The 23,950-nt window shown below is 40.7% G+C and carries 19 protein-coding genes, 4 pseudogenes and 1 riboswitch; of the genes and pseudogenes, 20 read left to right on the top strand and 3 right to left on the bottom strand.

Annotated elements, in window-relative coordinates:
- Window positions 1-33: 33 nt before the first annotated feature.
- A riboswitch (Lysine riboswitch) is annotated at window positions 34-219 on the top strand.
- 91 nt (window positions 220-310) lie between these two features.
- Window positions 311-1,543 carry an aspartate kinase gene (locus ACFSCZ_RS06250; RefSeq protein WP_380772943.1) on the top strand — a complete coding sequence of 411 codons (1,233 nt, stop codon included), beginning with the start codon at window positions 311-313 and terminating at the stop codon, window positions 1,541-1,543.
- 75 nt (window positions 1,544-1,618) lie between these two features.
- Here the strand turns inward: ACFSCZ_RS06250 and ACFSCZ_RS06245 are convergent, their stop codons facing one another.
- On the bottom strand, window positions 1,619-2,062 hold the full coding sequence (locus tag ACFSCZ_RS06245) for a YslB family protein (protein ID WP_380772942.1): 444 nt from the start codon (window positions 2,060-2,062) through the stop codon (window positions 1,619-1,621).
- Between the two features lie 250 nt (window positions 2,063-2,312).
- On the opposite strand from ACFSCZ_RS06245, the gene ACFSCZ_RS06240 reads away from it, so the two are divergent.
- The 6 genes and pseudogenes from ACFSCZ_RS06240 (at window position 2,313) to ACFSCZ_RS06215 (ending at window position 6,782) form a co-directional block, all read left to right on the top strand.
- The gene (locus tag ACFSCZ_RS06240) at window positions 2,313-2,939 is read left to right on the top strand and encodes a succinate dehydrogenase cytochrome b558 subunit (RefSeq protein WP_380772941.1); all 627 of its coding nucleotides are present in this window, start codon (window positions 2,313-2,315) and stop codon (window positions 2,937-2,939) included.
- Window positions 2,940-3,008: 69 nt separating this feature from the next.
- Window positions 3,009-4,769, top strand: coding sequence for a succinate dehydrogenase flavoprotein subunit (sdhA, locus tag ACFSCZ_RS06235; RefSeq protein ID WP_380772940.1), 1,761 nt, complete (start codon window positions 3,009-3,011; stop codon window positions 4,767-4,769).
- Window positions 4,770-4,771: 2 nt separating this feature from the next.
- The gene (sdhB, locus tag ACFSCZ_RS06230; protein ID WP_380772938.1) at window positions 4,772-5,545 is read left to right on the top strand and encodes a succinate dehydrogenase iron-sulfur subunit; all 774 of its coding nucleotides are present in this window, start codon (window positions 4,772-4,774) and stop codon (window positions 5,543-5,545) included.
- Between the two features lie 81 nt (window positions 5,546-5,626).
- Window positions 5,627-6,095 (top strand): annotated as a pseudogene (locus tag ACFSCZ_RS06225) (acyl-CoA thioesterase).
- Between the two features lie 15 nt (window positions 6,096-6,110).
- Window positions 6,111-6,314, top strand: coding sequence for a histidine kinase (locus ACFSCZ_RS06220; protein ID WP_380772937.1), 204 nt, complete (start codon window positions 6,111-6,113; stop codon window positions 6,312-6,314).
- 243 nt (window positions 6,315-6,557) lie between these two features.
- Complete coding sequence (locus ACFSCZ_RS06215) at window positions 6,558-6,782, top strand: helix-turn-helix domain-containing protein (RefSeq protein WP_120075451.1); 225 nt, start codon at window positions 6,558-6,560, stop codon at window positions 6,780-6,782.
- A 494-nt stretch (window positions 6,783-7,276) separates the two neighbouring features.
- On the opposite strand, the pseudogene ACFSCZ_RS06210 reads toward ACFSCZ_RS06215, so the two are convergent.
- A pseudogene (locus ACFSCZ_RS06210) lies at window positions 7,277-8,197 on the bottom strand (transposase); the annotation flags it as partial.
- Between the two features lie 640 nt (window positions 8,198-8,837).
- On the opposite strand from ACFSCZ_RS06210, the gene ACFSCZ_RS06205 reads away from it, so the two are divergent.
- The 8 genes from ACFSCZ_RS06205 to ACFSCZ_RS06170 all read left to right on the top strand — a co-directional run bounded on the left by ACFSCZ_RS06205 (window position 8,838) and on the right by ACFSCZ_RS06170 (window position 18,937).
- A complete protein-coding gene (locus ACFSCZ_RS06205; RefSeq protein WP_380772935.1) occupies window positions 8,838-9,731 on the top strand; it encodes a M24 family metallopeptidase in 894 nt (297 codons plus the stop codon).
- 236 nt (window positions 9,732-9,967) lie between these two features.
- Window positions 9,968-11,044, top strand: a complete 1,077-nt coding sequence (gene namA, locus ACFSCZ_RS06200; protein WP_380772934.1) for an NADPH dehydrogenase NamA — start codon at window positions 9,968-9,970, stop codon at window positions 11,042-11,044.
- 391 nt (window positions 11,045-11,435) lie between these two features.
- Window positions 11,436-12,533 (top strand): alcohol dehydrogenase family protein, encoded by a 1,098-nt coding sequence (locus ACFSCZ_RS06195; protein ID WP_380772933.1) that lies wholly within the window; start codon window positions 11,436-11,438, stop codon window positions 12,531-12,533.
- Window positions 12,534-12,992: 459 nt separating this feature from the next.
- On the top strand, window positions 12,993-13,154 hold the full coding sequence (locus ACFSCZ_RS06190; protein ID WP_380772992.1) for a Rieske (2Fe-2S) protein: 162 nt from the start codon (window positions 12,993-12,995) through the stop codon (window positions 13,152-13,154).
- 314 nt (window positions 13,155-13,468) lie between these two features.
- Window positions 13,469-15,019 carry a BCCT family transporter gene (locus ACFSCZ_RS06185; protein WP_380772932.1) on the top strand — a complete coding sequence of 517 codons (1,551 nt, stop codon included), beginning with the start codon at window positions 13,469-13,471 and terminating at the stop codon, window positions 15,017-15,019.
- Window positions 15,020-15,102: 83 nt separating this feature from the next.
- A complete protein-coding gene (locus tag ACFSCZ_RS06180) occupies window positions 15,103-16,056 on the top strand; it encodes a DMT family transporter (RefSeq protein ID WP_380772931.1) in 954 nt (317 codons plus the stop codon).
- Between the two features lie 13 nt (window positions 16,057-16,069).
- Window positions 16,070-17,422, top strand: coding sequence for an MmgE/PrpD family protein (locus ACFSCZ_RS06175; protein WP_380772930.1), 1,353 nt, complete (start codon window positions 16,070-16,072; stop codon window positions 17,420-17,422).
- 735 nt (window positions 17,423-18,157) lie between these two features.
- On the top strand, window positions 18,158-18,937 hold the full coding sequence (locus ACFSCZ_RS06170; RefSeq protein WP_380772929.1) for an acetoin reductase: 780 nt from the start codon (window positions 18,158-18,160) through the stop codon (window positions 18,935-18,937).
- 489 nt (window positions 18,938-19,426) lie between these two features.
- Here the strand turns inward: ACFSCZ_RS06170 and ACFSCZ_RS06165 are convergent.
- Window positions 19,427-19,766, bottom strand: a pseudogene (locus ACFSCZ_RS06165) (2Fe-2S iron-sulfur cluster-binding protein).
- 279 nt (window positions 19,767-20,045) lie between these two features.
- On the opposite strand from ACFSCZ_RS06165, the gene ACFSCZ_RS06160 reads away from it, so the two are divergent.
- From ACFSCZ_RS06160 to ACFSCZ_RS06140, 5 genes and pseudogenes are all read left to right on the top strand, one after another.
- On the top strand, window positions 20,046-20,672 hold the full coding sequence (locus tag ACFSCZ_RS06160; protein WP_380772928.1) for an ECF transporter S component: 627 nt from the start codon (window positions 20,046-20,048) through the stop codon (window positions 20,670-20,672).
- Window positions 20,673-20,941: 269 nt separating this feature from the next.
- Complete coding sequence (locus ACFSCZ_RS06155) at window positions 20,942-21,385, top strand: MarR family winged helix-turn-helix transcriptional regulator (protein WP_380772927.1); 444 nt, start codon at window positions 20,942-20,944, stop codon at window positions 21,383-21,385.
- 45 nt (window positions 21,386-21,430) lie between these two features.
- On the top strand, window positions 21,431-22,369 hold the full coding sequence (locus ACFSCZ_RS06150; RefSeq protein WP_380772926.1) for a ring-cleaving dioxygenase: 939 nt from the start codon (window positions 21,431-21,433) through the stop codon (window positions 22,367-22,369).
- A gap of 34 nt (window positions 22,370-22,403) precedes the next feature.
- A complete protein-coding gene (locus tag ACFSCZ_RS06145; protein WP_380772925.1) occupies window positions 22,404-23,381 on the top strand; it encodes a ring-cleaving dioxygenase in 978 nt (325 codons plus the stop codon).
- 408 nt (window positions 23,382-23,789) lie between these two features.
- A pseudogene (locus tag ACFSCZ_RS06140) lies at window positions 23,790-23,891 on the top strand (SDR family oxidoreductase); the annotation flags it as partial.
- Between the last annotated feature and the right edge of the window lie 59 nt (window positions 23,892-23,950).

Below are 23,950 nucleotides of genomic sequence, written 5' to 3'. Positions count from 1 at the left end.
TAAAACTCCATGCTATAATGAAACGCAATTGAACAAGTTGATAGAGGCGCAAACCTTAAAGAGTAGTAATTCGGAGAAGCGTGGGCTTTGATGAAGGGTTATGAAAGGGAAGGATTGCCGAAGTGAAAATGATCCCATGGTTATTTTTGCTGGTTCTGTGATTGAATAAATACAGGACTGTCAGTATGATACTTTTCATACTGGTGAGCTATCCCATGTTGTGACATTTTCACATGAAAAATCGTGACTCACAAGCAATGAGGGGAAAGCTCTCATTGCTTTTTTTATTATGACAGAAAGAAGGTAGATTATGGGTACTGTAGTCATCAAGTTTGGTGGATCGTCTTTAAGTACAACGGATAAAATTAAAAATGCCGCCAGAAGAATTATCGCAGAAAAACAAAGCGGAAAAAATGTAGTGGTAGTTGTTTCAGCCATGGGGAAAACAACCGACCAGCTGCTGACGCTTGCCGGAGAAATTACTGATCACCCGGCAAAGCGGGAAATGGACATGCTTTTGGCAACAGGTGAACAAGTGTCCATTGCCCTGCTGACCATGGCATTAACTGAAATGGGTGAGCAGGCTGTTTCCTTAACAGGCTGGCAGGCAGGAATTATTACAGAGAAAGTCCACAGCAATGCAAGAATTGTAGATGTAAAAACGGATCATTTGGAAGAAATTTTAAATGATGGAAAAATTATTGTAGCAGCGGGCTTCCAAGGTGTAACAGAAGACGGTGAGATCACAACACTGGGCAGAGGCGGTTCCGATACAACGGCTGTCGCGCTGGCAGCAGCCTTAAAAGCAGAGCGTTGCTCTATCTGTACAGACGTTACAGGTGTATTTACGTCTGATCCGCGCTATGTTCCGAAAGCCCGCAAGCTATCGGCCATCTCGTACGATGAGATGCTGGAACTTGCCAATCTGGGGGCCGGCGTACTGCATCCGCGTGCAGTTGAATTTGCAAAAAACCATTCGGTACCCCTTGAAGTCAGATCAAGCACGGTAAATGAAGAAGGTACAGTCATTGAGGAGGAAGCAACTATGGAAAAGAATTTAATTGTGCGCGGTGTCGCATTTGAAGATGATATCACAAGAATGACAATTTTTGGATTGAAAAGTGAAATTACCGGTCTCCCGTCAGTCTTTTCAACATTGGCTGAAAATCAGATCGATGTGGATATCATTATCCAGAGCCAAACCGACAGCCAGACAAATCTATCTTTTTCCATTAAAGATAAAGACCGTCAGGAAGCAATTGATGTACTGGAAAGGAAAAAAGACGCCATTGGCTTCGACCATATTGAGTGTGAGACAGGCCTCTCCAAAGTGTCCATTGTCGGATCGGGCATGGTATCCAACCCGGGGGTAGCAGCCAAAATGTTTGAAGTTCTGGCTGAAAACGGAATTCAGTCCAAAATGGTCAGCACTTCTGAAATTAAAGTATCCGTACTTGTGGATTCTAAACAAATGAAACCAGCGGCCCAATATTTGCACGATGCTTTCGAATTGGGCGCTCTTGAGGATACGGCTGCTAAGTAAGCAAAAAGCCTGCTCTGAAAAAAGGAGCAGGCTCTGCTTATGGAGAAACAGGGGGAAATGATGTTGCCGGGAAGCTTAGGCATCCCACTGGATACGGAATAATACCTTTAGTTCTTTTTTATGGATTTCTTCAAATGTTTCTGCAGCTGCTTCTTTCATGCTTTGAACTTGCTCGGCCAGGAAGCCTGCTTCAAGACGAAAGCATGGTTCCGAGGCCATGGTAAGGCGTCGTTCAATGATGTCGCCGCTCAACTCCAAAAGAAATTCATTTTTCTTTTCACGTACAATATACAGGTGGCCCCAGCCGGCTTCTTTGAAGAATTCAGCGGCTTCATCTATGGAAAGAAGCGGAAACCGGCGTGCAATGTATTTCCCTGCCCAATAAGAGATTTCAGGTGTGTCACTGCCGAGGAGTTCAGGTATGAGGACATCCCTAAGAAGTTCATACGCGAAGACGGGAACTGTTGAGTGTTCTTCGGCTTTTATGGATGGCTGGTTATCTTTTGGTAGAGATTTCACTGTTCTTTTCCTCGCTTTCAATATGAGTATATTATAAACGAAATTAAGGGTTAATTGGTAAAGATTTCTATTATGAATTGGATGAATTATTCAGTTCAGCATAAATAAGAAATCGCCTGTCTTGACGAGGCATGTCGACGGGGGTAGAATGAAATATGGTTACAATGTCGTGACAAACAATTATCATGTTCGACAAGCCCATCGGACAAATCTGAGCAGACGCTTATTTAACTACTGAGGGGGGTAAAACGTGGCAGTAAAAAATGAGTTTTATTGGCGCAGGCTGCATTCATTGCTGGGTGTCATACCAGTAGGGGTTTTCCTGGTGCAGCATTTATTCATTAACCACTTTGCTACAATGGGTGAAGAAGCATTTAACAATGCGGCAGGATTTGTAGGTGGTTTACCGTTTGTAATTATTTTGGAATTTGTAGTGATCTACATACCTTTGGTATTCCATGCGATTCTTGGAATCTACATTGCATTCACTGCAAATAACAACGCTGTAAGATTGAGTTATTTCCGAAATTGGATGTTCACTTTGCAACGCATTTCCGGAATTATACTATTGTTTTTCATTGCGTGGCATGTGTGGGAGACAAGGATCCAAAAGGCATTGGGAGCCGAAGTGAATTTTGATATGATGGCGGACATATTATCCAATCCGATCATGCTGATCATTTATATTATTGGTGTTTTATCTGCCACATTCCACTTGGCAAACGGACTATGGAACTTTCTTGTCAGATGGGGAATTACTCAAACACCTACATCCCAGCGTATTTCTTCATGGGTGATGGGAATTTTCTTCGTCTTAATTTCTATTGTCGGTATTCGCGCTGCTCTTGCTTTTGCCTATCCACATTGGTTCTTCTGATAAGCATAAAGTGACTTTGTAGCGAATAAACGATACAATTTGGAGTAGAAAAGGAGTGTAAACTTCACGATGAGCAAGGGCAAAATTATTGTCGTCGGCGGCGGCTTAGCCGGGCTGATGTCAACTATCAAAATTGCAGAACAAGGACATTCGGTTGATCTTTTCTCACTTGTACCCGTTAAGAGATCCCACTCTGTATGTGCGCAGGGCGGAATCAACGGTGCGGTTAATACAAAAGGTGAAGGCGACTCGCCTTGGATTCACTTTGACGATACAGTATATGGCGGAGACTTTCTCGCCAACCAGCCTCCTGTTAAAGCAATGTGTGAAGCAGCTCCGGGGATTATTAATCTTCTGGACAGAATGGGTGTCATGTTCAACAGGACTCCTGAAGGTTTGCTTGATTTCCGCCGTTTTGGAGGAACTCAGCACCATCGTACAGCATTTGCGGGTGCTACAACAGGGCAGCAGCTTCTGTATGCTTTAGATGAGCAGGTCCGCCGGCATGAAGTGGCAGGACTTGTTACAAAGTATGAAGGATGGGATTTCCTTGGCATTGTCCAGGATGACAACGGTGTTTGCAGAGGTATCGTTGCACAAAACCTGAACACGATGGAAATTCAATCATTCCCGGCAGATGCGGTGATTATGGCAACTGGAGGACCGGGAATTATTTTCGGTAAATCAACAAACTCTGTGATCAATACTGGGTCAGCAGCATCCATTGTTTACCAGCAGGGTGCAACATATGCGAATGGGGAATTCATCCAAATTCACCCGACTGCGATTCCAGGGGATGACAAACTCCGATTAATGAGTGAGTCTGCCCGTGGGGAAGGCGGCCGCGTTTGGACTTATAAAGACGGAAAGCCATGGTATTTCCTAGAAGAGAAATATCCTGCATACGGAAACCTTGTACCGCGTGACATTGCCACACGGGAAATTTTCCATGTCTGCGTTGACTTGAAACTTGGTATTAATGGAGAAAACATGGTATATCTGGATCTTTCACATAAAGATCCGAAGGAACTGGACATTAAACTTGGCGGGATTATTGAAATCTATGAGAAGTTTACCGGGGACGACCCTCGTAAAGTTCCAATGAAAATCTTCCCTGCAGTTCACTACTCCATGGGCGGCTTGTGGGTTGATTATGAACAGCATACAAACATCAAAGGATTGTTTGCAGCAGGGGAATGCGATTACTCACAACACGGTGCGAACCGTCTTGGAGCCAATTCACTGCTTTCAGCGATTTACGGCGGTATGGTTGCAGGTCCTGAAGCAGTTAAATATGTCAGCGGCCTTCAAAATAGTGCAGAAGATTTACCGTCTTCCTTATTTGATGGAGCTGTTAAAAAAGAAGAAGAAAAATGGGCGGATATTACATCCTTGGACGGAACTGAAAATGCGTATGTCCTCCACAAAGAGCTTGGCGAATGGATGACCAACAACGTGACGGTTGTTCGTGAAAATAAAAACCTGCAGGCAACGGACGATAAGATCCTTGAACTGATGGAGCGCTGGAAGAATATCAACATTAATGATACATCCAGCTGGAGCAATCAGGGTGCGATGTTTACAAGACAATTGTGGAACATGATGCAGCTTGCCCGTGTGATCACCATCGGTGCTTTGAACCGTAATGAAAGCCGCGGTGCTCACTACAAACCTGAATTCCCTGACCGTAATGATGAAGAGTGGCTCAAGACAACAATGGCCGACTTTAATGCTTCGAAAAACCAGCCGGAATTCAGCTACGAGGATGTGGATGTTTCCTTAATCAAGCCGCGTAAAAGGGACTATACTAAAAAGAAAGAGGAGAACTAAGGATGGGCGAAAAGAAAACTGTCAAATTTATTATTACCCGACAAGATCATCCTGATTCCCAGCCTTATGAGGAAGAGTTTGAACTGGAATATCGTCCAAATATGAACGTCATTTCAGCTCTGATGGAAATCCGGCGTAATCCGGTCAATGCCAAAGGGGAAAAAACATCACCGGTTGCATGGGATATGAACTGTCTGGAAGAAGTTTGCGGAGCATGTTCCATGAAAATAAACGGAACTCCGCGTCAATCCTGTACAGCTTTGGTTGATAAACTGGAGCAGCCTATCCGTTTGCAGCCAATGGACACATTCCCTGTAGTCCGTGACTTGGTCATCGACAGAAGCAGAATGTTCGATTCCTTGAAGCGAATTAAAGCATGGATTCCAATTGACGGAACGTATGATCTGGGACCGGGTCCTCGGATGCCGGAAAGAAGACGCCAATGGGCATATGAACTATCTAAATGTATGACTTGCGGAGTATGTTTGGAAGCCTGCCCGAACGTAAACAGTAAATCAGACTTTATGGGGCCTGCTCTCCTTTCATTGCCACGTCTCTACAATGCGCACCCAACGGGGGCCATGAATAAAGACGAGCGTCTGGAAGCACTTATGGATGACGGAGGAATTGCAGGATGCGGAAACTCCCAAAACTGCGTACAGGTTTGTCCGAAAGGCATTCCGCTGACAACTTCGATTGCCGCCATGAACCGTGCGACAAACGTTCATATGTTTAAGAAATTTTTCGGCAGCGACCATATGGTGGATAATCAGTAACCCTGCCCTTTATGGTTCGCATCCAAAACAGCAGCTGTCCAAACGTGACAGCTGCTGTTTTTTTAGGAGAGGAGATTGGCGATGCCGCGTATATCCTATATGGATGATGTGGAAAAATGAAAACGTGAATTTTCTTTTTATAGCAAAGTCAAAGCACGTTTTTCGGAAACTGACATGTTCGGCCATTTGAATAATACAGTCCCCATTGTTTAATTTGAACAGGCACGTACCTATTTTCTAAAAAAAGATAGGGCTCATGGAAAGGTGGCTTTCAGGTGAGTACGGCATGATTCCAGTTGCAGCGGATATACAATGCGACTATTGGTCACAGGTTTATTTTGATGAATTGCTGAAGATTTATGTTAAGGTCAGCAGGATAGGAAATTCTTCTGTTGATTTGCACTATATGGAAGTCAGGGAGGACGGCTCCATTTGCTTTACAGGCAGGGGGGCCATCGTACAGGTGTCCAAATCATCCGGAAAAAGCGTCCCCTGGACGGAAGAAGGCAGGAACATATTGTTAACCCACTTGTCTGATGAAAATTTATAAAAAGGAAGTTGAACGGTGAAAAGACTTTTACTTTACCCTTTACCCATAGCAGTCATCGTATATGTAATGTCGGCCTGGTGGCTAAATAGGAACTACACGGATATCGAATCCCCGACCCGTACTTATATTGCAATCGGTGCTGCGATTTTTTCCGGAATCATTTCTTATTTTCTTTTCGGAGATGATTCCGAAAAAGAAGAGAAGCATGATAAAAAATAAGCCTGTTTGAGTGGATATATATGGGCTGGGCCATGTTGGAATGATGACGTACATTTAACGAAAACCTGGCTTACATGATGCGGATTGTCCCATGAGAGAAGAATTTAATAAAATGATGCCTATTTATCTTTTTCCCCGCCTTCTCATGTCACTCCCATTATTTCATTCACATATGATGGTGATGACAAAGTGAATACCCATCCCCACGGTTGAAGCTGGCGAAGGCAAGGAGGGTTACAATAATTGAAGGAGAACGAATTCACTCATAAACCGCTGCTCACGAAAAGAGAAAAAGAAGTATTTGAGCTGTTAGTTCAGGATAAAACAACCAAGGAAATCGCGAACGAACTGTTCATCAGCGAAAAAACGGTTCGCAATCATATATCCAATGCCATGCAAAAGCTTGGTGTCAAGGGGCGTTCTCAAGCTGTTGTCGAACTTTTGCGCATGGGTGAACTAAAGCTGTAATCGACAAAACCGGCTTCTGGATGGGGCCGGTTTTGTTGTTGCGAGATCTGGTTTTCTAAGTGGATGGTAATGGAAAAGTAACCAGTTAAACTTAATCGGCATTCAGAAGATGCCAGAGTCTTCATTCAGCTCGAGAAAATAGGAAAGTACAGCGGCAAATAAGATATTTGAAAGGGGCAATAATCAACATGTCAAGGGACGACAGAAGATCATAACCGACAGTGAGAATACAGAAATGTCTCCGGATCGAGCTTTACTGAATTGCCGGGTATGTAAAGGGAGTATAAATAATTTTGTGTAATTGGAATTTTCAACATCAGCTGTGGTAATACTTCTAACAAGGTCTTGCCCATTAGGGGGATAAGGCAATGCTGGGGAGCAACCCGAGCACCTAATGGGATTATGCCAAAAAGGGAGGGACAATCTCTTCCTCTTTTTTGTTTCCTTTTTGGGAGAACCAAAAGCGAAAAACCCATTGGGCGGTAGCCCAATCCTTAAATGATTAGTTCATTTTTAATTCTTTCTTCGAAGATAATAGCTAATTGTGATATACATTCTTTCCATGCCCTTACAGGCATAGTCTACTTCTTTGAATTTTCCATTGTTGCCAAATAGATAATCTACTTTAGGTAGGGATTCATCAGTTGGATAAGCTGTTTTCGTTTTAGTTACTTTTCTAAGCTGTCTGTGATAGCCTTCTATAGTATTGGTTGTATAAATGAGTCTTCTAATCTCTGTAGGGAAGCTAAAATAAGAAGTAAGTTCCAACCAGTTGGCTTCCCAGGACTTAATAATAATCGGATGTTTCTTGCCCCATTTCTCTTTGAAGTTGGAAAACTCAAGTTCTGCTTCTTCCAGAGTGAGCGCCTGATAGACTTTCTTTAAATCAACCATGACCTCCTTTTGTTCTTTATACGATACGTCTTTCAACAAAGTGAATGGCATCCAAAAATACGATACGATAAACCCGATCCAATGGACGAGATTGCCACTCAGCTATCAAAGGCATAATTTTATCGGTCACCTTGCTTACCATGGCTGCTGAGACGTCAATCCCATATAAATCCCTCATCTGGTCTCAATGTCCCTCGTTGACATTCCTTTGGAGTAAAGACGGATAATTTGATCTTCCAATCCGTTGGCGGTTGTTACATATTTCTTGACAATTTGAGGCTCATACTCACCTTTTCGATCCATGGAAATTCTCAACTCAGCCTTGCCGAACTTTGTTTTCATTGTCTTTTTACTGTACCCATTGCGGCTATTTCCAGAATGGTCACCGGTATTATCATGTTTTATATAACCTAAATGTTCATTGATCTCAACTTCAAATACCTGCTGGATGGAATCCTTAAAAAGCCCATTAATTTCTCCTGAATATCTTCAACTGTACGGCAATCCTTGGCTAATTCCTTCGCTAAAGCGTTTGTTTTGCATAATTGACCAACCCCTTAATTGGTAAGTTTAACCAATTACACAAAACTTTTTACATTATCTAAATATCACTCAGCTCCAGCCTCTTGTATCACAGTTGCCTAAGGCCGTTATTCTTGTTCATGGTTATAGGAAGTGTATTCATCTACTGTCTTCCGCTTCAAAACTCCGGTCTTTTCTCAGGTAGCATTTCTCGCATTTCAGTCCTCCCCAAAGGTCTCCATAGGACAATTGTCAATACATCTCCCACCCTGGACATTCATTCTACCTTATATAGTTGTTCTATAATATATTGAAATCCCGAGCTGTGTACCCGGGGACTTCCTATTGCACGCAATACTTTAACACCGATTTGTCAGGACAACAAATCAATTACATTTTAGGAATTTTTATTCCTTTTATAAAAATAAGTGGTTGACTAAAGTACCAATTCAGACTATTATGTATTTATAAATCTTGAAAAAGCAAACTAAAATAATATCTCTAAAACCAGGCCGATGATTAACAAACTCATAAGGGATCTTTGGAGGAAGGAAACTCATTTACACGTAAAAAGTCAAATGGCAATCATAGAAAGACAGACTGAACTTATTTAAAAACAGTGTATTTGTAACAGTTTACATGAATTGGATTTACAACTGGGTCGACCATTACGGATTTGCAGGAGAAATAGCCACATTAGTCAAGAAACATGGGGCTGGCAGCCCGCTCGCTATGGATGGAATCCCTCCCATATCAGTCATGGCTCTTTTAGATAAAGGGATTAAAGTAGTTGATGGGCGAACCCCCATTGAACTGGCCCGTGCTGTAAAATCAGAAGAAGAAATAAAATGTTTACGCATTTCTATGAAAATTGTTGATAAAGCATTGGTCAAGATAAGAACAGCACTCCAACCCGGTATCACAGAAAACGAACTATGGTCTATTTTACATCAAACGAATATTTCAAACGGCGGGAACTATAACGATACAAGATTGCTAGCTTCGGGACCGCGAACGAACCCTTTTTTCCAGGAGTCAAGCGACCGTGTGATTCAGGCAGGAGAGTTGGTCACATTGGATACAGATACAGTAGGTCCTTTTGGGTATTATGCAGATATTTCTCGAACATTTTATTGCGGGGACGGCGATCCGACAGAAGAACAAAGGCAATTGTATAATACGGCATTTGAGCAAATTGAATGGAATGCGTCGATTATTAAATCCGGCATGACGTTTAGAGAATTTGCCGAGAAAAGTTGGAAAATACCAAAGGAATTTTTTGCTAATCGATACTCGGCCATTGCCCATGGAGTCGGATTTAGTAGTGAGTACCCTTATATCGTACCCAGGGAAGACTTCGACGAAAGAGGATTTGATGGGGAAATTATGGAAAATATGGTTTTAAGTGTTGAGAGTTATATTGGAGCAAAAGGCGGAGCAGAAGGTGTGAAACTTGAACAGCAGTATTTAGTAACCGCGGATGGTTCAGTAAGGTTTTCGGATTTTCCATTTGAAGAAAAATTGTTGTATTAAATAAAATCCGCTTTTTTTGCTAATACATGATTAGATGTTTTTTGGGTTAACAATCTGATTTGATACGGCTCTAGGCGGGTGTAACAGCGGCGGACATAAAAGTGATCAAAAAATAAAGCTTCAGCTGGATAATCGAAGCGCCGGGTCAGTTGCGTCATCTAGTTTTTAATTGAAATCCGCAATAGAGCTCCCCATATTAAATGACCGATGAGACTATAGAAAGGGGCTTTTGGTGAATGTCTGTAAAGTTGTTCGAACCATATGAAATAAACGGTGTAACATTAAAAAATCGCATTGCCATGTCACCTATGTGCATGTACTCCTGCCATAACGAAGACGGAATGGTAAATGATTGGCATTATATCCACTATACAAGCCGAGCTGTAGGGCAAGTCGGCTTGATCATGACAGAGGCGACAGCCATTACACCTCAAGGAAGAATCAGTCCGCAAGATTTGGGAATATGGAGTGATGACCATATTGGGGGACTTAAGAAGCTTGTTGGCATGATCAGGGCTCACGGAGCAAAAGCGGGTATTCAACTCGCCCATGCCGGGAGGAAAGCGGTACTGGAAGGTGAAATTGTGGCTCCTTCGGCCATTCCTTACGATGAAGAAACAAAAAAACCAAAAGAAATGAGTATTTTAGATATAGAGGAAACGGTCAAAGCCTTTGGGAAGGCTGCTATACGAGCCAAACAAGCGGGCTTTGACATCATCGAAATTCACGGAGCCCATGGCTACCTGATTAATCAATTCCTCTCACCACTCTCAAACCATAGGACTGATGAATATGGAGGATCCATAGAGAACCGTTACCGTTTTCTGAAGGAAGTCATCGCCGAGGTAAAAACAGTTTGGGACGGTCCTCTCTTCGTCAGGGTTTCAGCCAATGACTTTCTGGAGGATGGCTTGAATCCTTCACATTATGTAACCATGGCTAAATGGATGAAAGAAGAAGGTGTCCATTTGATTGATGTCAGTGCAGGTGCTGTCGCTCCGGCAAAAATTTCCGTTTATCCGGGCTATCAGGTGAGTTTCGCTGAAAAAATAAAACATGAAGCTGATATTCCAACCGGAGCTGTCGGTTTAATCACAACGGGAATTCAAGCCGAGGAAATTTTGCAGAACAATCGTGCCGACCTTATATTCCTTGGACGGGCCCTCCTAAAGGATCCCTACTGGGCCAGAACAGCAGCAGATGAGTTGGGTCATGAGATCGTTCCCCCGATTCCATATGAACGTGGATGGAAATTTCGGGGTATGAATCGAATCATACTTCCGGCAAAGCCTCCTGTTCAAAATATACGGTAAGCATAGCTGAAATAGAAAAGCGGCGGAGGCTGTCCTGCCCCGAGAAGCATCAGGCGATGCCCGAGGAGCCCTTCAGTCTCCACAGGGAAGCAGCTATAACCATGAGAGGAGGGGACGGGAAAGCGGAGTTAGTTGATAACGTTATCAGAGAAAAGCGACCCGACTTCCCGCTGAAGGCTATGTGGGAGACATTATACCTTCCATGATCACACAATATAACTCATGCCTTTGGCTTAGTTGGACTAATCATGGTGGAAGCATAGCTGTCCGGGCGGTCAGTTGATTTAAAAGGAATATTTATAACCGCTTAAAAGAAAAAAGATGAATTGTAATTTCTTTATTATTCGTTTTGTAAATTCAAAGACGGTAAGGTTGTAAAAGGAGAGTCATGATGATGGCCATACCCAGAAAAATGCGTGGAGTATATCTAACAGGTAATGGTGGATTTGAAACATTAGAGTATCGCACAGATATTGATGTTCCAACACCAAAAGCGGGAGAAGTATTGGTGAAAATTGGTGCAGCAGCTGTAAACAATACCGATGTAAACACACGTATAGGATGGTATTCAAAGAGTATAAAATCAGAAACCAATAAAGGTGGGGAATCGGGATTTAAGGAAGAAGTTAAAGACGATGGTTCATGGCTTGGGCAAGCTATGGAATTCCCCAGAATTCAAGGAGCTGATGGCTGCGGTACGATTGTCGCTGTAGGAGAGGGGGTTCGTCAAGACAGAATAGGTGAAAGAGTATTAATTCGTTCTGTTCAGGAACGTCCGTCAAGTGAAAACGGTATCGAATGTATTACTTTTGGTTCAGAATGTGATGGAACTTTTGCCGAATATGCAGCTGTACGTTCAGAAGAAGCCTTTGTCATCGATTCAAATTTATCTGATAAAGAGTTGGCAACATTTCCTTGTTCCTATGGAACAGCTGAAAACCTCATTTGTAGAGTAGGGGTTGAAAAAGATGATGTAGTTTTAGTAACCGGGGCATCAGGCGGAGTGGGTTCTGCACTTGTGCAATTAGTAAAAGTACGGGGGGCCAAGGTGATTGCCGTTTGTGAACAAAGTAAAGCAGAAAGGGTAAAGAGCTACGGTGCTGATGAATTTATTTTTAGGGGAGAAAGCTATGTTGAAAAGATTGGAAAAATGAAAGTGGATGTAGTTTTAGATGTGGCTGCAGGAAGCCAGTGGTCGGAATTTTTAGATATCCTCAAAAAAGGAGGGAAATACGGAGTCATTGGAGCCATCGGTGGACCTATTGTAGAGATGGATGTCCGTGATCTTTATTTGAAAGATTTAAGTCTATTTGGAAGTACATATCAAACTAAAGAATCCTTCCTGAATCTGATTAGCTATATCGAAGAAGGAAAAATCAAACCAATCATAGCCAAAGAATTTCCACTAAAAGATATGGCAGAAGCACAAAAAGCTTTTCTTTCTAAAACACACGTTGGCAAAATTGTCATTGACGTTACTGCTGAATAGGGCCTGGCCTGCCCATATCCCGAGACAGGTTTGATATATATTTTTGGCTATATTGCATATGTACATTCACCTTCGGTAAAGGGTTTTGGAAGTATAAGGTCCATTTGTCATTGTTCAAAGAGAGGGACTTTTCCCGACAGTCACATCACAGAACATGGTTACCGCTGATGTAAGCTGATTATGTATTTATGGAACTATATTTCCAATCAATCCAAAAGAATAAAGTTTGGTGGAAGATGGGATGCCTTTATTCAGGATGCTGTTGAATTCTGGGATGTTACCCGTTTACAAGATTGGAAGACATGCGAACTTACAATATTGCTGCACTGAAGAAATTGACAGCCAAGAATTATGAAAGGAGGGAATCCATGGAGAAGTTAGAGGGTAAAACTACACTTATTTAATGAGAAGAGTCCCTTGGTGAAAATGAACCCGTAGAAGTTGTTCTGAAAAGGCAATATCAAAGTAGCAGCAAGAGTAGATGGACAAATTTATGTTGTGGATGGGACCTGTACCCATGCATATGCGGAACTGACAGATGGTGGTCTGGACTGCCGCTGTCTAACCTCCCATGATATCCGGGATGGATCTGTTATGGAAGGTCTTGCAGATGGGCGTTGAAAGCATATGAGGTTAAAGTGGTAGATGGGGAAATTTAATGAAATTTTTAATGGGAAGGGGCCTATTATCCTTCGAAACAAAGAAGATGGATGCTCAACAATAAGTTATAAAAACCGGTAATTCTGGAGATCAATACATTCATTAAAACAACTGTGAAATTGTCAGTATTTAATGATGGAAGAACGAAAGACTGGAAAGATTGAATAAGGGCTGCATCCCTGGTATACATTATGAATTCGCCCTGTTGATAAATTGAAGAAATAAACGGTATAGAAGTAAAGTAATCTATCAAAAATATAAAGGGGCGAGATGTGATGTTTAAAAATAATCCGGTTCTCAGTTACGCTGTTGGTCTTTCCATGTTATTTGTTATTTTAGGATTTTTCTTTACAGACACATTGTATAGTTTAGCATCTGGTTTATTAAACTTTCTACTCACTTACTTTGGCTGGTTTTACTTGCTGACCGGTTTCATATTTGTGGCATCATTAGTTTTGTTAGCGTTTTCAAAATATGGAAATCTACGTTTAGGAAAGGATTCTGACAAGCCGACTTATAGCACGTTTTCCTGGATATCTATGTTGTTTGGAACTGGTATGGGGGTGGGGCTTGTATTTTTCGGGGTAGCGGAGCCGGTCACTTTTTATAATTCACCCCCATACGGAGAACCTCTCACTTCAACTGCAGCTGAAGTAGGAATGAAACATGTATTTTTTCATTGGGGGATCCACCCATGGGCAATCTATGGGATTTTGGGATTGGCGTTGGCTTATTTTCAATTTAGAAAAGGACTGCCATCTTTAATAAGTTCTGTATTTCACCCTGTTTTAGGGGATAGAATTCATGGTCCTATTGGGAAATCCATTGATATTTTAGCAATATTTGTTACTGCCATTGGTGTTGCCTCTACCTTTGGATTAAGTACATTGCAAATAGCTGCTGGTCTTAATAATCAGTATGGCATACCCAACACATTAACCACTCAATTAATTATAATAGCGGTCGCTACAGCCATTTTTATTACATCTGCCAGTACAGGAATTAACAAGGGAATTAAATATCTATCCAATTTTAATATTTTACTGGTTTTAACTCTCATTTTATTTATTTTCATCGTAGGCCCGACCAATAAAATTTTTAATATTTTTATGACCACTTTAGGCAGTTATATGAATGATATTGTCGGAATGAGTTTAAGATTGGCACCATTTAATGGGGATAGCAATGCCTGGGTATCCGGGTGGACTGTTTTTTATTGGGCATGGTGGACGACATGGGCGCCATTTGTAGGATCTTTCATTGCAAGGATTTCCAAAGGCAGGACCATTCGGGAATATGTTTTAGGCATCGTATGCGTTCCATCACTGATTGGTTTTATCTGGTTTTCCGTCATGGGAGGATCAGCCCTTCACCTGATTCATGACTTGGGCCATACCATTTTGCTGGATAGTATTAATACGGATATGGAAGCTGCCTTATTCTTGTTCTTTGAATATTTCCCGTTAAGCTCAATCATCAGCATCATTGCAATGCTTTTAATGGTTACCTTTTTTGTTACATCGGCAGACTCGGCAACAGTTGTTTTAGGAATGTTCAGTTTTAAGGGTGCTCTAAATCCATCTGTGAAAATCAAAGTAATGTGGGGAATTATCGTTTCATTGGCAGCTATCGTGTTTTTATTAAGCGGGGGGCTGGATGCAGTTAAAACGTTCTCGATTGTCATCGCCTCTCCATTTACAATTATCTTGCTTATGATGACTTTTACAACATTTAAAGCGATACGAAAAGAGCCTGTAGAAAGCTTATCTGCCAGGAGAAAAGAGGTTAAGGAGCCGATAAGAGTTTCAACTCAAAAGTCTGTTTAACTCTATTGCAAGAAAGCAACTGGCATGATCGTTGATATTACATTCTTCATATACTTCGATAAAAATATAAGAGGAATAATAACATGGTAAATAATAAAATTATTGGCTACTCCTGCTTAGCTGTAGCCGCCAGCTTTTGGGGGGCTATGTATGTTGTGGGGAAATTTGTAATGGCTCATATTTCCCCTTTTGTTGTTCTGTGGTTACGATATTTAGTTGCATTTACCATACTATTTTTTATTTCGTATGTCATAAAAAAAGAACGAATTCATAAATCGGATCTTCCTTTTATGGCTTGGCTTGGATTTGTGGGATATTTTTTATCCAATGGAGGGGCTTTTGTCGGGACACATCTGTCTTCTGCACAGCTAGGTTCTTTGATTGCGGCCACTCCTCCAGTGTTTACGATGTTTCTGGCAGCTTGGATATTAAAAGAAAAATTGACAGTGACAAAAATAATCTCCATTTTGCTTGCGGTTTTGGGTCTTTTTATAGTTGTAGGGATAAGGTTTGAACATACACAGGAACAATTTATTTTGGGTGCGTTCATCTTAATTTTGGGTTCGCTTGCATGGGCACTATATACTGTTTTTGTAAAGGGAGTGAGGTACTCAGCTCTTCTTGTTTCAACATATGCAACCGGTTTCGGTATTGTTTTCACTACACCTGTCATGATCTGGGAGTTTCAAAGAGAGGATCTTGTTCATCTTATGGATCTGAGCAGTGTGTTATCTATTCTTTACTTGGGTATCGCCGCCACAGCTTTGGCTTTTTTCCTTTGGAATACAGGCATGCAATATGTTGAGGCGGGAGTTGGCTCCATATTTACATTTCTTAATACCGTTGTAGGTGGATTTCTTGGATGGTTATTTTTAAAAGAACCTCTTAACTGGAATTTCTTTGTTGGAAGTCTATTGGTTTTAATGGCAATTGTGTTGATTTTATATAAGGATGAGCGTCCGGTCGAAAGCAATAGGGATGCCTTAGGAAAGTTGCAAAAGCAGGCCTATGGCTGGAAAATCAAAAAAGGATCTTGAGGGGGACAGTGTGTTGATTAATAAAGTCATGTCTTTTATTGAAAGGACCAATTATCATGATATACCGGTTGACGCCATTGATATGGCGAAAAGATGCCTGTTGGATTTTATTGGGGCTGCTTATGCCGGTTATCAAAGTCAGGCAGCCTCCATTGCAGAACAATCTAAAGAGTGGCTGGGAGGTGAGCAGAATTGTACGGTCATTGGGGCTGATACTAAAGCCTCCCCGCTGGCAGCCACCTTCATCAATGGGACTTTGGGCAGCTGTCTGGATATAGATGATGGTCATCGGGAAGCTGTCGGGCATCCTGCAGTAATGGTTATACCTCCAATATTAGCATGCGGAGAAATGGTTGAAAGTTCTACTGGAAAAGATTTATTAACAGCTTTAGTAGTTGGATATGAAGTAGGTATCAGGTGTGGAATTGTCATGAACTCCAATCATGGAAAGTTATTTTATGGTTCGGGAGGATGGGGAACTTTTGGTTCGGCTGCCGGAGCAGCAAAGATGCTGAGGCTAACCGGAGAGAAGTTGAAAAATGCCTTAACAATAGGTGAAGTATATGGGCCTACAGCTCAGTGCGGTAAATCCATTGAAGCAGGCGCAATGACGAAAGAGTCGGTTGGATGGGGGGCTGTAACCGGTCTTTTTGGAACAATGATGGCCAGGTCAGGGTTCACCGGTCCAAATAATATATTAATGGATCAACATCTGTATGGACAGAATGTAAAAGATGCTTTTCAAAGTCTGGGTAAAATATTTGAAATTGAACATATTTACTTTAAGAGATTTCCATCTTGTAAATGGTCACACTCGCCAATCACGGCAGCCATTGAAATAAAAAGAACTTACAAACCCAGAGTAGAAGATATAGATGAAGTGATTATTGAAACCTTCAGTAAAGCATTGACCCTTAATCACCAATCACCGGAAACATCAGAAGCGGCCCAATACAGTATTCCTTATACTGTGGCAGCTGCGCTGTGTTACGGGAAATTGGAACCGAGCCAAATCTCTGCACAATATATCCATAATCACGATATTCTTGAACTGGCACAAAAAGTCCAAATGGTTTCATCGGAAAAATTTGAAAGGCTCTTTCCGGAGAAAAGACCTTGCAGCGTAACAGTCAAAATGAAAAATGGTGAAAGTTACAAGAGGGAAGTACATGTAATAAAGGGTGATCCTGAGGATCCTTTAACCTGGCATGAACTTGTAGATAAGTTCCATGACTGTTCCGCTCCTTATCTTGATAAAAAGGACAGAATGCAAATAGTTGAATATGTTCGAAACCTTGAGAATTTAAATGGAGTTAAAGATCTGACCGAGAAATTAAGTGCGGTAAAAAGTAAAGTAAATTCATGACTGCTTATCCAATGAGTTCCATTGTCCATGTGTGCATTCCATGCGTTACATATCCTATGGTGAATACGTATGACTTGTCAACACATAATTTGGATGGCCATACATGAACAATTTAATGAAAAATAACTGTCTTGGCACGGGAACACCTTCGAACGGTATGTTAAAACTTAACACATACCCAATTTCGGAGGTGTTTTGCATGATCTAAAAAGAATTTCCGGAAGTAACTACATAAAACACACTCCGCGACAGCCAACAAATCATTTTCCTCATAAAACAGCACTTTCCGGCTTGCAGCTCTACTACGTGTAGTAGGGGGCAGGCAGTGCCTTGAACGTAAAATCCATTCCCTCTTGGAGTTAATGAGTATATCTCCGGTAAGTTCCAAAATTGCTTGGAGAGTTTAAGTCATGCATAAAACTCTATTCACTTTTTAAAACAATGGATGAAATTTGACAAGGTTCCTTATAAAAATGACTGAATTCACGTATAAACAAAAAAATGGGAGAGATATTAAGCTTGGAGAGTAGATGTGGAAAAAGTTTCAGCAATGGGAAAATCATTACAATCACTCGTCAATTATTTGGTTTTTTCTTCATTAAATGGGGAACTATATACCAGAATTAAAAGGTCTGAGCGTTTTGCTTGAAAATGATCTTGTCATTGCTAAAATATATTCAAATAGAGAATCTCTGATTAGAGATAATTTATTAACAAATCCCTGGGAGGAATTGCATGGCAAATAAAAAAGTTGCAGTCATTACTGGTTCAGCACAAGGTATTGGAAAAGAGTTAGCTTCACGTCTTGCAAGTGATGGCTTTCGTATTGTATTAAGTGACGTGAATGAATCATTGCTTCAAGAAACAGCAAATGAATTTGAAAACAAGGGAATTGAAGTTACTTACTTTGTTGGGGATGTAACGAAACCTGAAGATCAGCAAGGTCTTGTACAACAGGCTGTTGATACATTTGGCAGCGTAGATGTATTTATTAACAATGCTGGTGTTGAGGGACAAGTAGGACCGATTACAGACGTGGATCCAAAATCCGTAGATCTAGTTATGGATATAAACGTAAAAGGGGTTTTATATGGAATCCAAGCGGCAGCAAAACAAATGATTAAACAAGGCACCGGCGGTAAAATCATCAATGCTTGCAGTATTGCTGGCCAAGAAGGATTTGAAATGTTAGCTCCATATGCCGCATCAAAATTTGCTGTTAAAGGTTTAACCCAAACTGCAGCAAAAGAATTGGCACGTCATAAAATCAATGTAAATGCGTATTGTCCCGGAATTGTAGGAACCGGGATGTGGGAGCGCCTTGATGAAAAATTCAGGGAACATTTGGGTACGAAAAAAGGAGAAGCATTTGAGAAATTCTCAGAAGGTATTGCTTTAGGCAGATCCCAGACTCCGGAAGATGTAGCAAATCTGGTGTCTTTCTTAGCATCTGAGGATTCCAATTACATTACCGGTCAATCCATCCTTACCGATGGCGGTATGGTTTACAGATAAGACTAAAATAAACACCTTGTAAGGTAATGACTGCTAGGTTGTAACATCAATAAATGGTCGGAAAATGGTTTAGGATATGTGATATACTACTGGCTATAACCCTTGATTCAAGGAATTACTTGCATCAGAAGATAGACAAGTAAGCCGTATTTATGTGGATCATGATGGCAGATTCACTTTTACAGTTAGTAAGTATATATCAACTAAGGCTTTCCATACACAAACTTATGTGGCATCTCTTTAGATCTGTATAATGTTCTTCGCACTAATGAACAAAGCAGACGACGAGGGGATGCTTTTTTTTTGCCAACAACATGAATGATTAAGAAAAAGTTGTTTTTTAACCCCTAATTACATCCATATTTGAGGCAAACCAAAGAATACAGGTCGACGAGATTGGCTGCGTTGATGAAAATTCTGCGGGAATAAACTTGCAGTTACATTTTCGTTTGCTTCTCAATCCATGATTTCTGCACTATTAATTCCACTTTAGTCAGCAGGTCTTGGCCCAGCTTTTTTTCCCGTATTTTCCACTGTCATCATTGGTCGAACGGTTATGTCTCCGTTCACCCGCATTTGACAAGATAAACGCAAGCAATTTTCATATAAAATCTCATGATCAATACCTTTATTGCAAAGGCACCTTCTTCTCTTCTTGTTACCACCTCTATAAAGTCACCACTCAATACTTTCACTCTGCATGTAGTGCATTTTGCATTCCCGCCGCATTGATGAAGAATATTTATGCCGTTATCCTCAAGCCAATACTAATTTTTTCCCCCGTCTCCACTTCAAAAGTTTTCCCGCCGAATACTGTCACGTAAGGCATGGTGATACCTCCCATGTACCTGATTGTATTCATAGCCTGTATTTAGAAATCTATTTTATACAGTCAATCCGAATGAAGACGAAAAGTTGTTCATTCCCGCCGACCATAAAAATATATGTTGATTAAACGACAACTTCCAATAAAATAAATAGTGGTGAGAAACTTGTTATGCAGGGTTTAACTTTACAAATCCTCTATAAAAGTGGAACATGTTCTAGTAAAGGGCTCTCCATTGAATGCAAGTCGCGAAGAGGGTATTTTTTCAAAAGGAGTCAGAAAGTGAAAACAAAAGACTTTAGTTTAACTGCCATTTTTTTATCCATTATCCTATTATGTGCTTTTACACCGTTTGGTTTTATACATTTAGGTGTGATTAAAGCGACGATTATTCATATTCCCATTATCATAGCTTCAATTATTTTAGGACCCAAAAAGGGTGCTTTTCTGGGATTTGTATTTGGAATCACGAGCATTGTTACGAATACGATTGCTCCCACATTGCTGTCATTTGCTTTTTCACCCGCGATCCCTGTATTAGGCACAAGCCACGGAAGTTTATGGGCGCTATTTATTGCTATCGTTCCAAGAGTTATGATTGGCTTCGTTCCCTACTATATGTTTAAAACTTTTTATAGAGCCATGACAAAGAAAAAGTCGACTACAAAACCGGCTTTATTTCTAACTGGATTGCTTTCTACATTTCTACATACTTTTTTAGTGATGGGATCCATTTCTTTCATATTTCAGGACGCCTATGCTCAAGCGATGAATGCCGGCAGTGCGGGTGCCATATTTAAAGCAGTGTTGACTGTGTTTTTTACAAATGGACTTGTTGAAGCACTCCTTGCTGCATTTATTACAGCGGCGGTTGTTCCTCCTCTGCTCAAGTTAATAAAAAATAAATAGTTGCTTTCAGCGAGAAGCAGGACAAAGGAGTATTGCCTCGGAAATGAAATTTCTTAGAACAGGTTATTTAACGCAATTTAAATGGTGGACAAGTACATACTCTGATGAAGGCAAATGAGTAATGATAATAGAGAAATTTAGTATAACAGGGGTGATTACAAACCTATCAAAGACACCCCTGAATTCAAATATCTCTAATTCAAAGTATATTTCTTGTATTCTTCTCACTTGAGGTGTAAAGTTAGAAGGAAGGAGGGAAGTGAATCTCATTGAGAAAAAATACACTTGGTTCGCTCATTTGGCTGCGTATTGCTCGTTTTACTCATCAAAGTAACTTACTATCCAATCAATATTTAAAACCGTTTGGTATTACGGTGGCACAGTTTGATGTATTAAATCAAGTTTCCATAGATCAACCGATCGCCCAAAGTGAATTGGCTGTTAAACTAACGGTATCGGAGGGCGGGATTTCGCGTATGCTCACCCGGCTTGAGCAGGAGGGGTATATTGAGAGAAAACAAGATTGGAAAACCAAATGGATTACCCTCACTTCAAAAGGGGAAGAGAAATTGAATGCAGTCTTTGAACACCAACTTACCTTTCAAACCTCCATTTTCAATGATTGTTTAACTGAAAATGAGCAAAAAACATTATATCAACTCATAACGAAAATACAAAAGCATACGGAAAACGAATTGAAACATAAGGTTTAGTATCTTTTGTCACTTAATCAGTAAATTGAGAATGGAGGAAGAACTATGTATAAAATTCCAGGACATCATCACATTTCAATGATTACAAAAAACGCAAGTCAAAATAATTACTTTTACCGGCATGTGCTTGGTTTACGTCGTGTGAAAGTGACGGTAAACCAAGATGATCCATCGATGTATCACTTGTTTTACGGAGATAAAACAGGCAGCCCCGGGACTGAACTATCATTTTTTGAAATTCCTCCCGTTGGAAAAACTTATCGGGGTACAAATGCAATTACCAGAATCGGATTGCTGGTCCCCTCAGAGGACAGTCTGCAATATTGGAAAGTACGATTTGAGAACCATGGTGTGCATCATAGTGAGATCACAACGTATGCTCATCACCCTGCCTTGAAATTTGAAGATCCCGAAGGCCTTCGTTTAGTCCTTCTTGTTTCAAACGGTGAAAAAGCCATACACTGGCAGGCTTGGGAAAAATCCGAGGTCCCGGCCGAACATCAAATTCAAGGAATGGGCTCTGTGGAAATTACGGTAAAAAGGCTAAATAAACTGGCAAGTACACTAACTGACCTGTTTGGCTATACAGAGATCAGCCGGTCCGATGACGAAGCGATTTTTCAATCGATTCGGGGAGAAGTGTTTGGAGAAATCGTCGTGAAATCTTTAGATGGTCCTTCCGAAAAACCAGGCCGCGGCAGTATTCATCATTTAGCGATTCGTGTAAAAAATGAAGAGGAACTCTCATTTTGGAAAGAGCAAGTGCGGGCAAGGGGTTTCCAAACCTCTGGTATAGTGGATCGTTTCTATTTCAAAAGCCTATATTTCCGTGAATCAAACGGCATTCTTTTTGAAATTGCAACCGATGGACCAGGTTTTACTATAGATGGAGATGTTGAAACACTTGGTGAAACATTAAATTTACCTCCATTTTTAGAAGAACGCAGAGCTGAGATCGAAGAAAATTTAAAGCCTATCGAGTAGTAATTAATAATTTCATTTCCAAGGAGGAAATTTCATGAACCATCTAAAAGGAATACATCATGTAACAGCTATAACAAGCAGTGCTGAAAAGATATATGATTTCTTCACGTATGTGTTAGGAATACGTTTAGTGAAAAAAACCGTTAATCAAGATGATATACAAACATATCATTCATTCTTTGCCGATGATAAAGGCAGTGCAGGTACAGACATGACTTTCTTTGATTTCCCGGGGATTCCAAAAGGGATACACGGTACAAATGAGATTTCAAAGACATCATTCCGGGTACCAAGTGATGCAGCGTTGGAGTATTGGGTAAAACGCTTCGATCGTTTGGAAGTAAAACATACAGGAATCGAAGAGCAATTTGGCAAGAAAACTCTCTCTTTCACTGATTTTGATGATCAACAATATCAATTGATATCAGATGAATTGAATAAAGGGGTGGAATCCGGTACACCCTGGCAGAAGGGGCCCATTCCACTGGAATATGCAATAACTGGTTTAGGACCGATTTTTATTCGGATAGCAAACTTTGATTATTTCAAAGAAATGATGGAAAAAGTTCTATTATTTAAAGAAACAGCTCAAGAAGGATCGTTCCATTTATTTGAAGTGGGTGAGGGGGGAAATGGTGCCTCAGTCGTCGTAGAGTATAATACGGTTCTCCCCCAAGCCCGACAAGGTTACGGTACGGTACACCACACGGCATTCCGTGTAGAGGATCGACCAGTATTAGATGAATGGGATGAGCGGATGGGAAGTTTTGGATTCCCAACATCCGGTTATGTAGACCGTTACTTTTTTGAATCCTTATACGCTAGAGTTGCACCACAAATATTATTTGAGTTTGCTACAGACGGTCCTGGCTTTATGGGAGATGAACCTTATGAAACGCTTGGAGAAAAATTATCTTTGCCCCCATTCCTGGAGCCCCAACGTGCAGAAATAGAAAAATTAGTTCGCCCTATTGATACAGTGCGGAGCACAAAGGAATTCATCAAAGAATAAAAAATTTTTATACAGTATCGGAAAATATAACTAACCATTCATATACAAAATCGAACCTAGTCGGACGAAGTTCAATTTTAGTATTTTATGGTAAACAAAGCATATTGTTTGAAAACATCCTGTTTAGTGAATTGAAATTGAATTAATCCGGATATCTCGAATTCGAATAATTGGATATATGTACCAATCCCCGGGAGATTTTTAAAACAAAATTATGAGTACTCGTGAGTTCCTATAATCTTTATGATATCTATTGTAATACTGCATCTGTTGGTGGATAAGCAGTCTGTACGGACGTATCAAGAAGAAGACGTCCATGCCATGATTCAAAAAGCATTGGATGAATATGGGAAATCAGATATATTGGCTAATGTTGCCGGTATTTTTGATGGAATGGCTTCTGTTGTTCCTGAGGATATTGCAAATGTTGCTTTGTTTTTGGCATCCGATGATTCGCAATTTGTCAATGGCCAAATCGTAACAGTTGATGCCGGTTGGACAGTACGATAAATATCTTTAAAATATTTATTCATTAAACGGAACAAAAAAACGGAAAAAAAGCGGGGAGG

It is taken from the genome of Siminovitchia sediminis (assembly GCF_042680885.1).
Lineage (GTDB): Bacteria > Bacillota > Bacilli > Bacillales > Bacillaceae_C > Siminovitchia > Siminovitchia sediminis.
Note: the sequence above shows the minus strand (reverse complement) of the source record. Positions and strands in the feature narration are given on the sequence as shown.

Bases quoted from the DNA above. Each gene is read 5' to 3' on its own strand.
- ACFSCZ_RS06250 (WP_380772943.1), top strand. From the start codon at position 311: ATGGGTACTGTAGTCATCAAGTTTGGTGGATCGTCTTTAAGTACAACG.
- sdhA (WP_380772940.1), top strand. From the start codon at position 3,009: ATGAGCAAGGGCAAAATTATTGTCGTCGGCGGCGGCTTAGCCGGGCTG.
- sdhB (WP_380772938.1), top strand. From the start codon at position 4,772: ATGGGCGAAAAGAAAACTGTCAAATTTATTATTACCCGACAAGATCAT.
- ACFSCZ_RS06205 (WP_380772935.1), top strand. From the start codon at position 8,838: ATGAATTGGATTTACAACTGGGTCGACCATTACGGATTTGCAGGAGAA.
- namA (WP_380772934.1), top strand. From the start codon at position 9,968: ATGTCTGTAAAGTTGTTCGAACCATATGAAATAAACGGTGTAACATTA.
- ACFSCZ_RS06195 (WP_380772933.1), top strand. From the start codon at position 11,436: ATGATGGCCATACCCAGAAAAATGCGTGGAGTATATCTAACAGGTAAT.
- ACFSCZ_RS06185 (WP_380772932.1), top strand. From the start codon at position 13,469: ATGTTTAAAAATAATCCGGTTCTCAGTTACGCTGTTGGTCTTTCCATG.
- ACFSCZ_RS06180 (WP_380772931.1), top strand. From the start codon at position 15,103: ATGGTAAATAATAAAATTATTGGCTACTCCTGCTTAGCTGTAGCCGCC.
- ACFSCZ_RS06170 (WP_380772929.1), top strand. From the start codon at position 18,158: ATGGCAAATAAAAAAGTTGCAGTCATTACTGGTTCAGCACAAGGTATT.
- ACFSCZ_RS06150 (WP_380772926.1), top strand. From the start codon at position 21,431: ATGTATAAAATTCCAGGACATCATCACATTTCAATGATTACAAAAAAC.
- ACFSCZ_RS06145 (WP_380772925.1), top strand. From the start codon at position 22,404: ATGAACCATCTAAAAGGAATACATCATGTAACAGCTATAACAAGCAGT.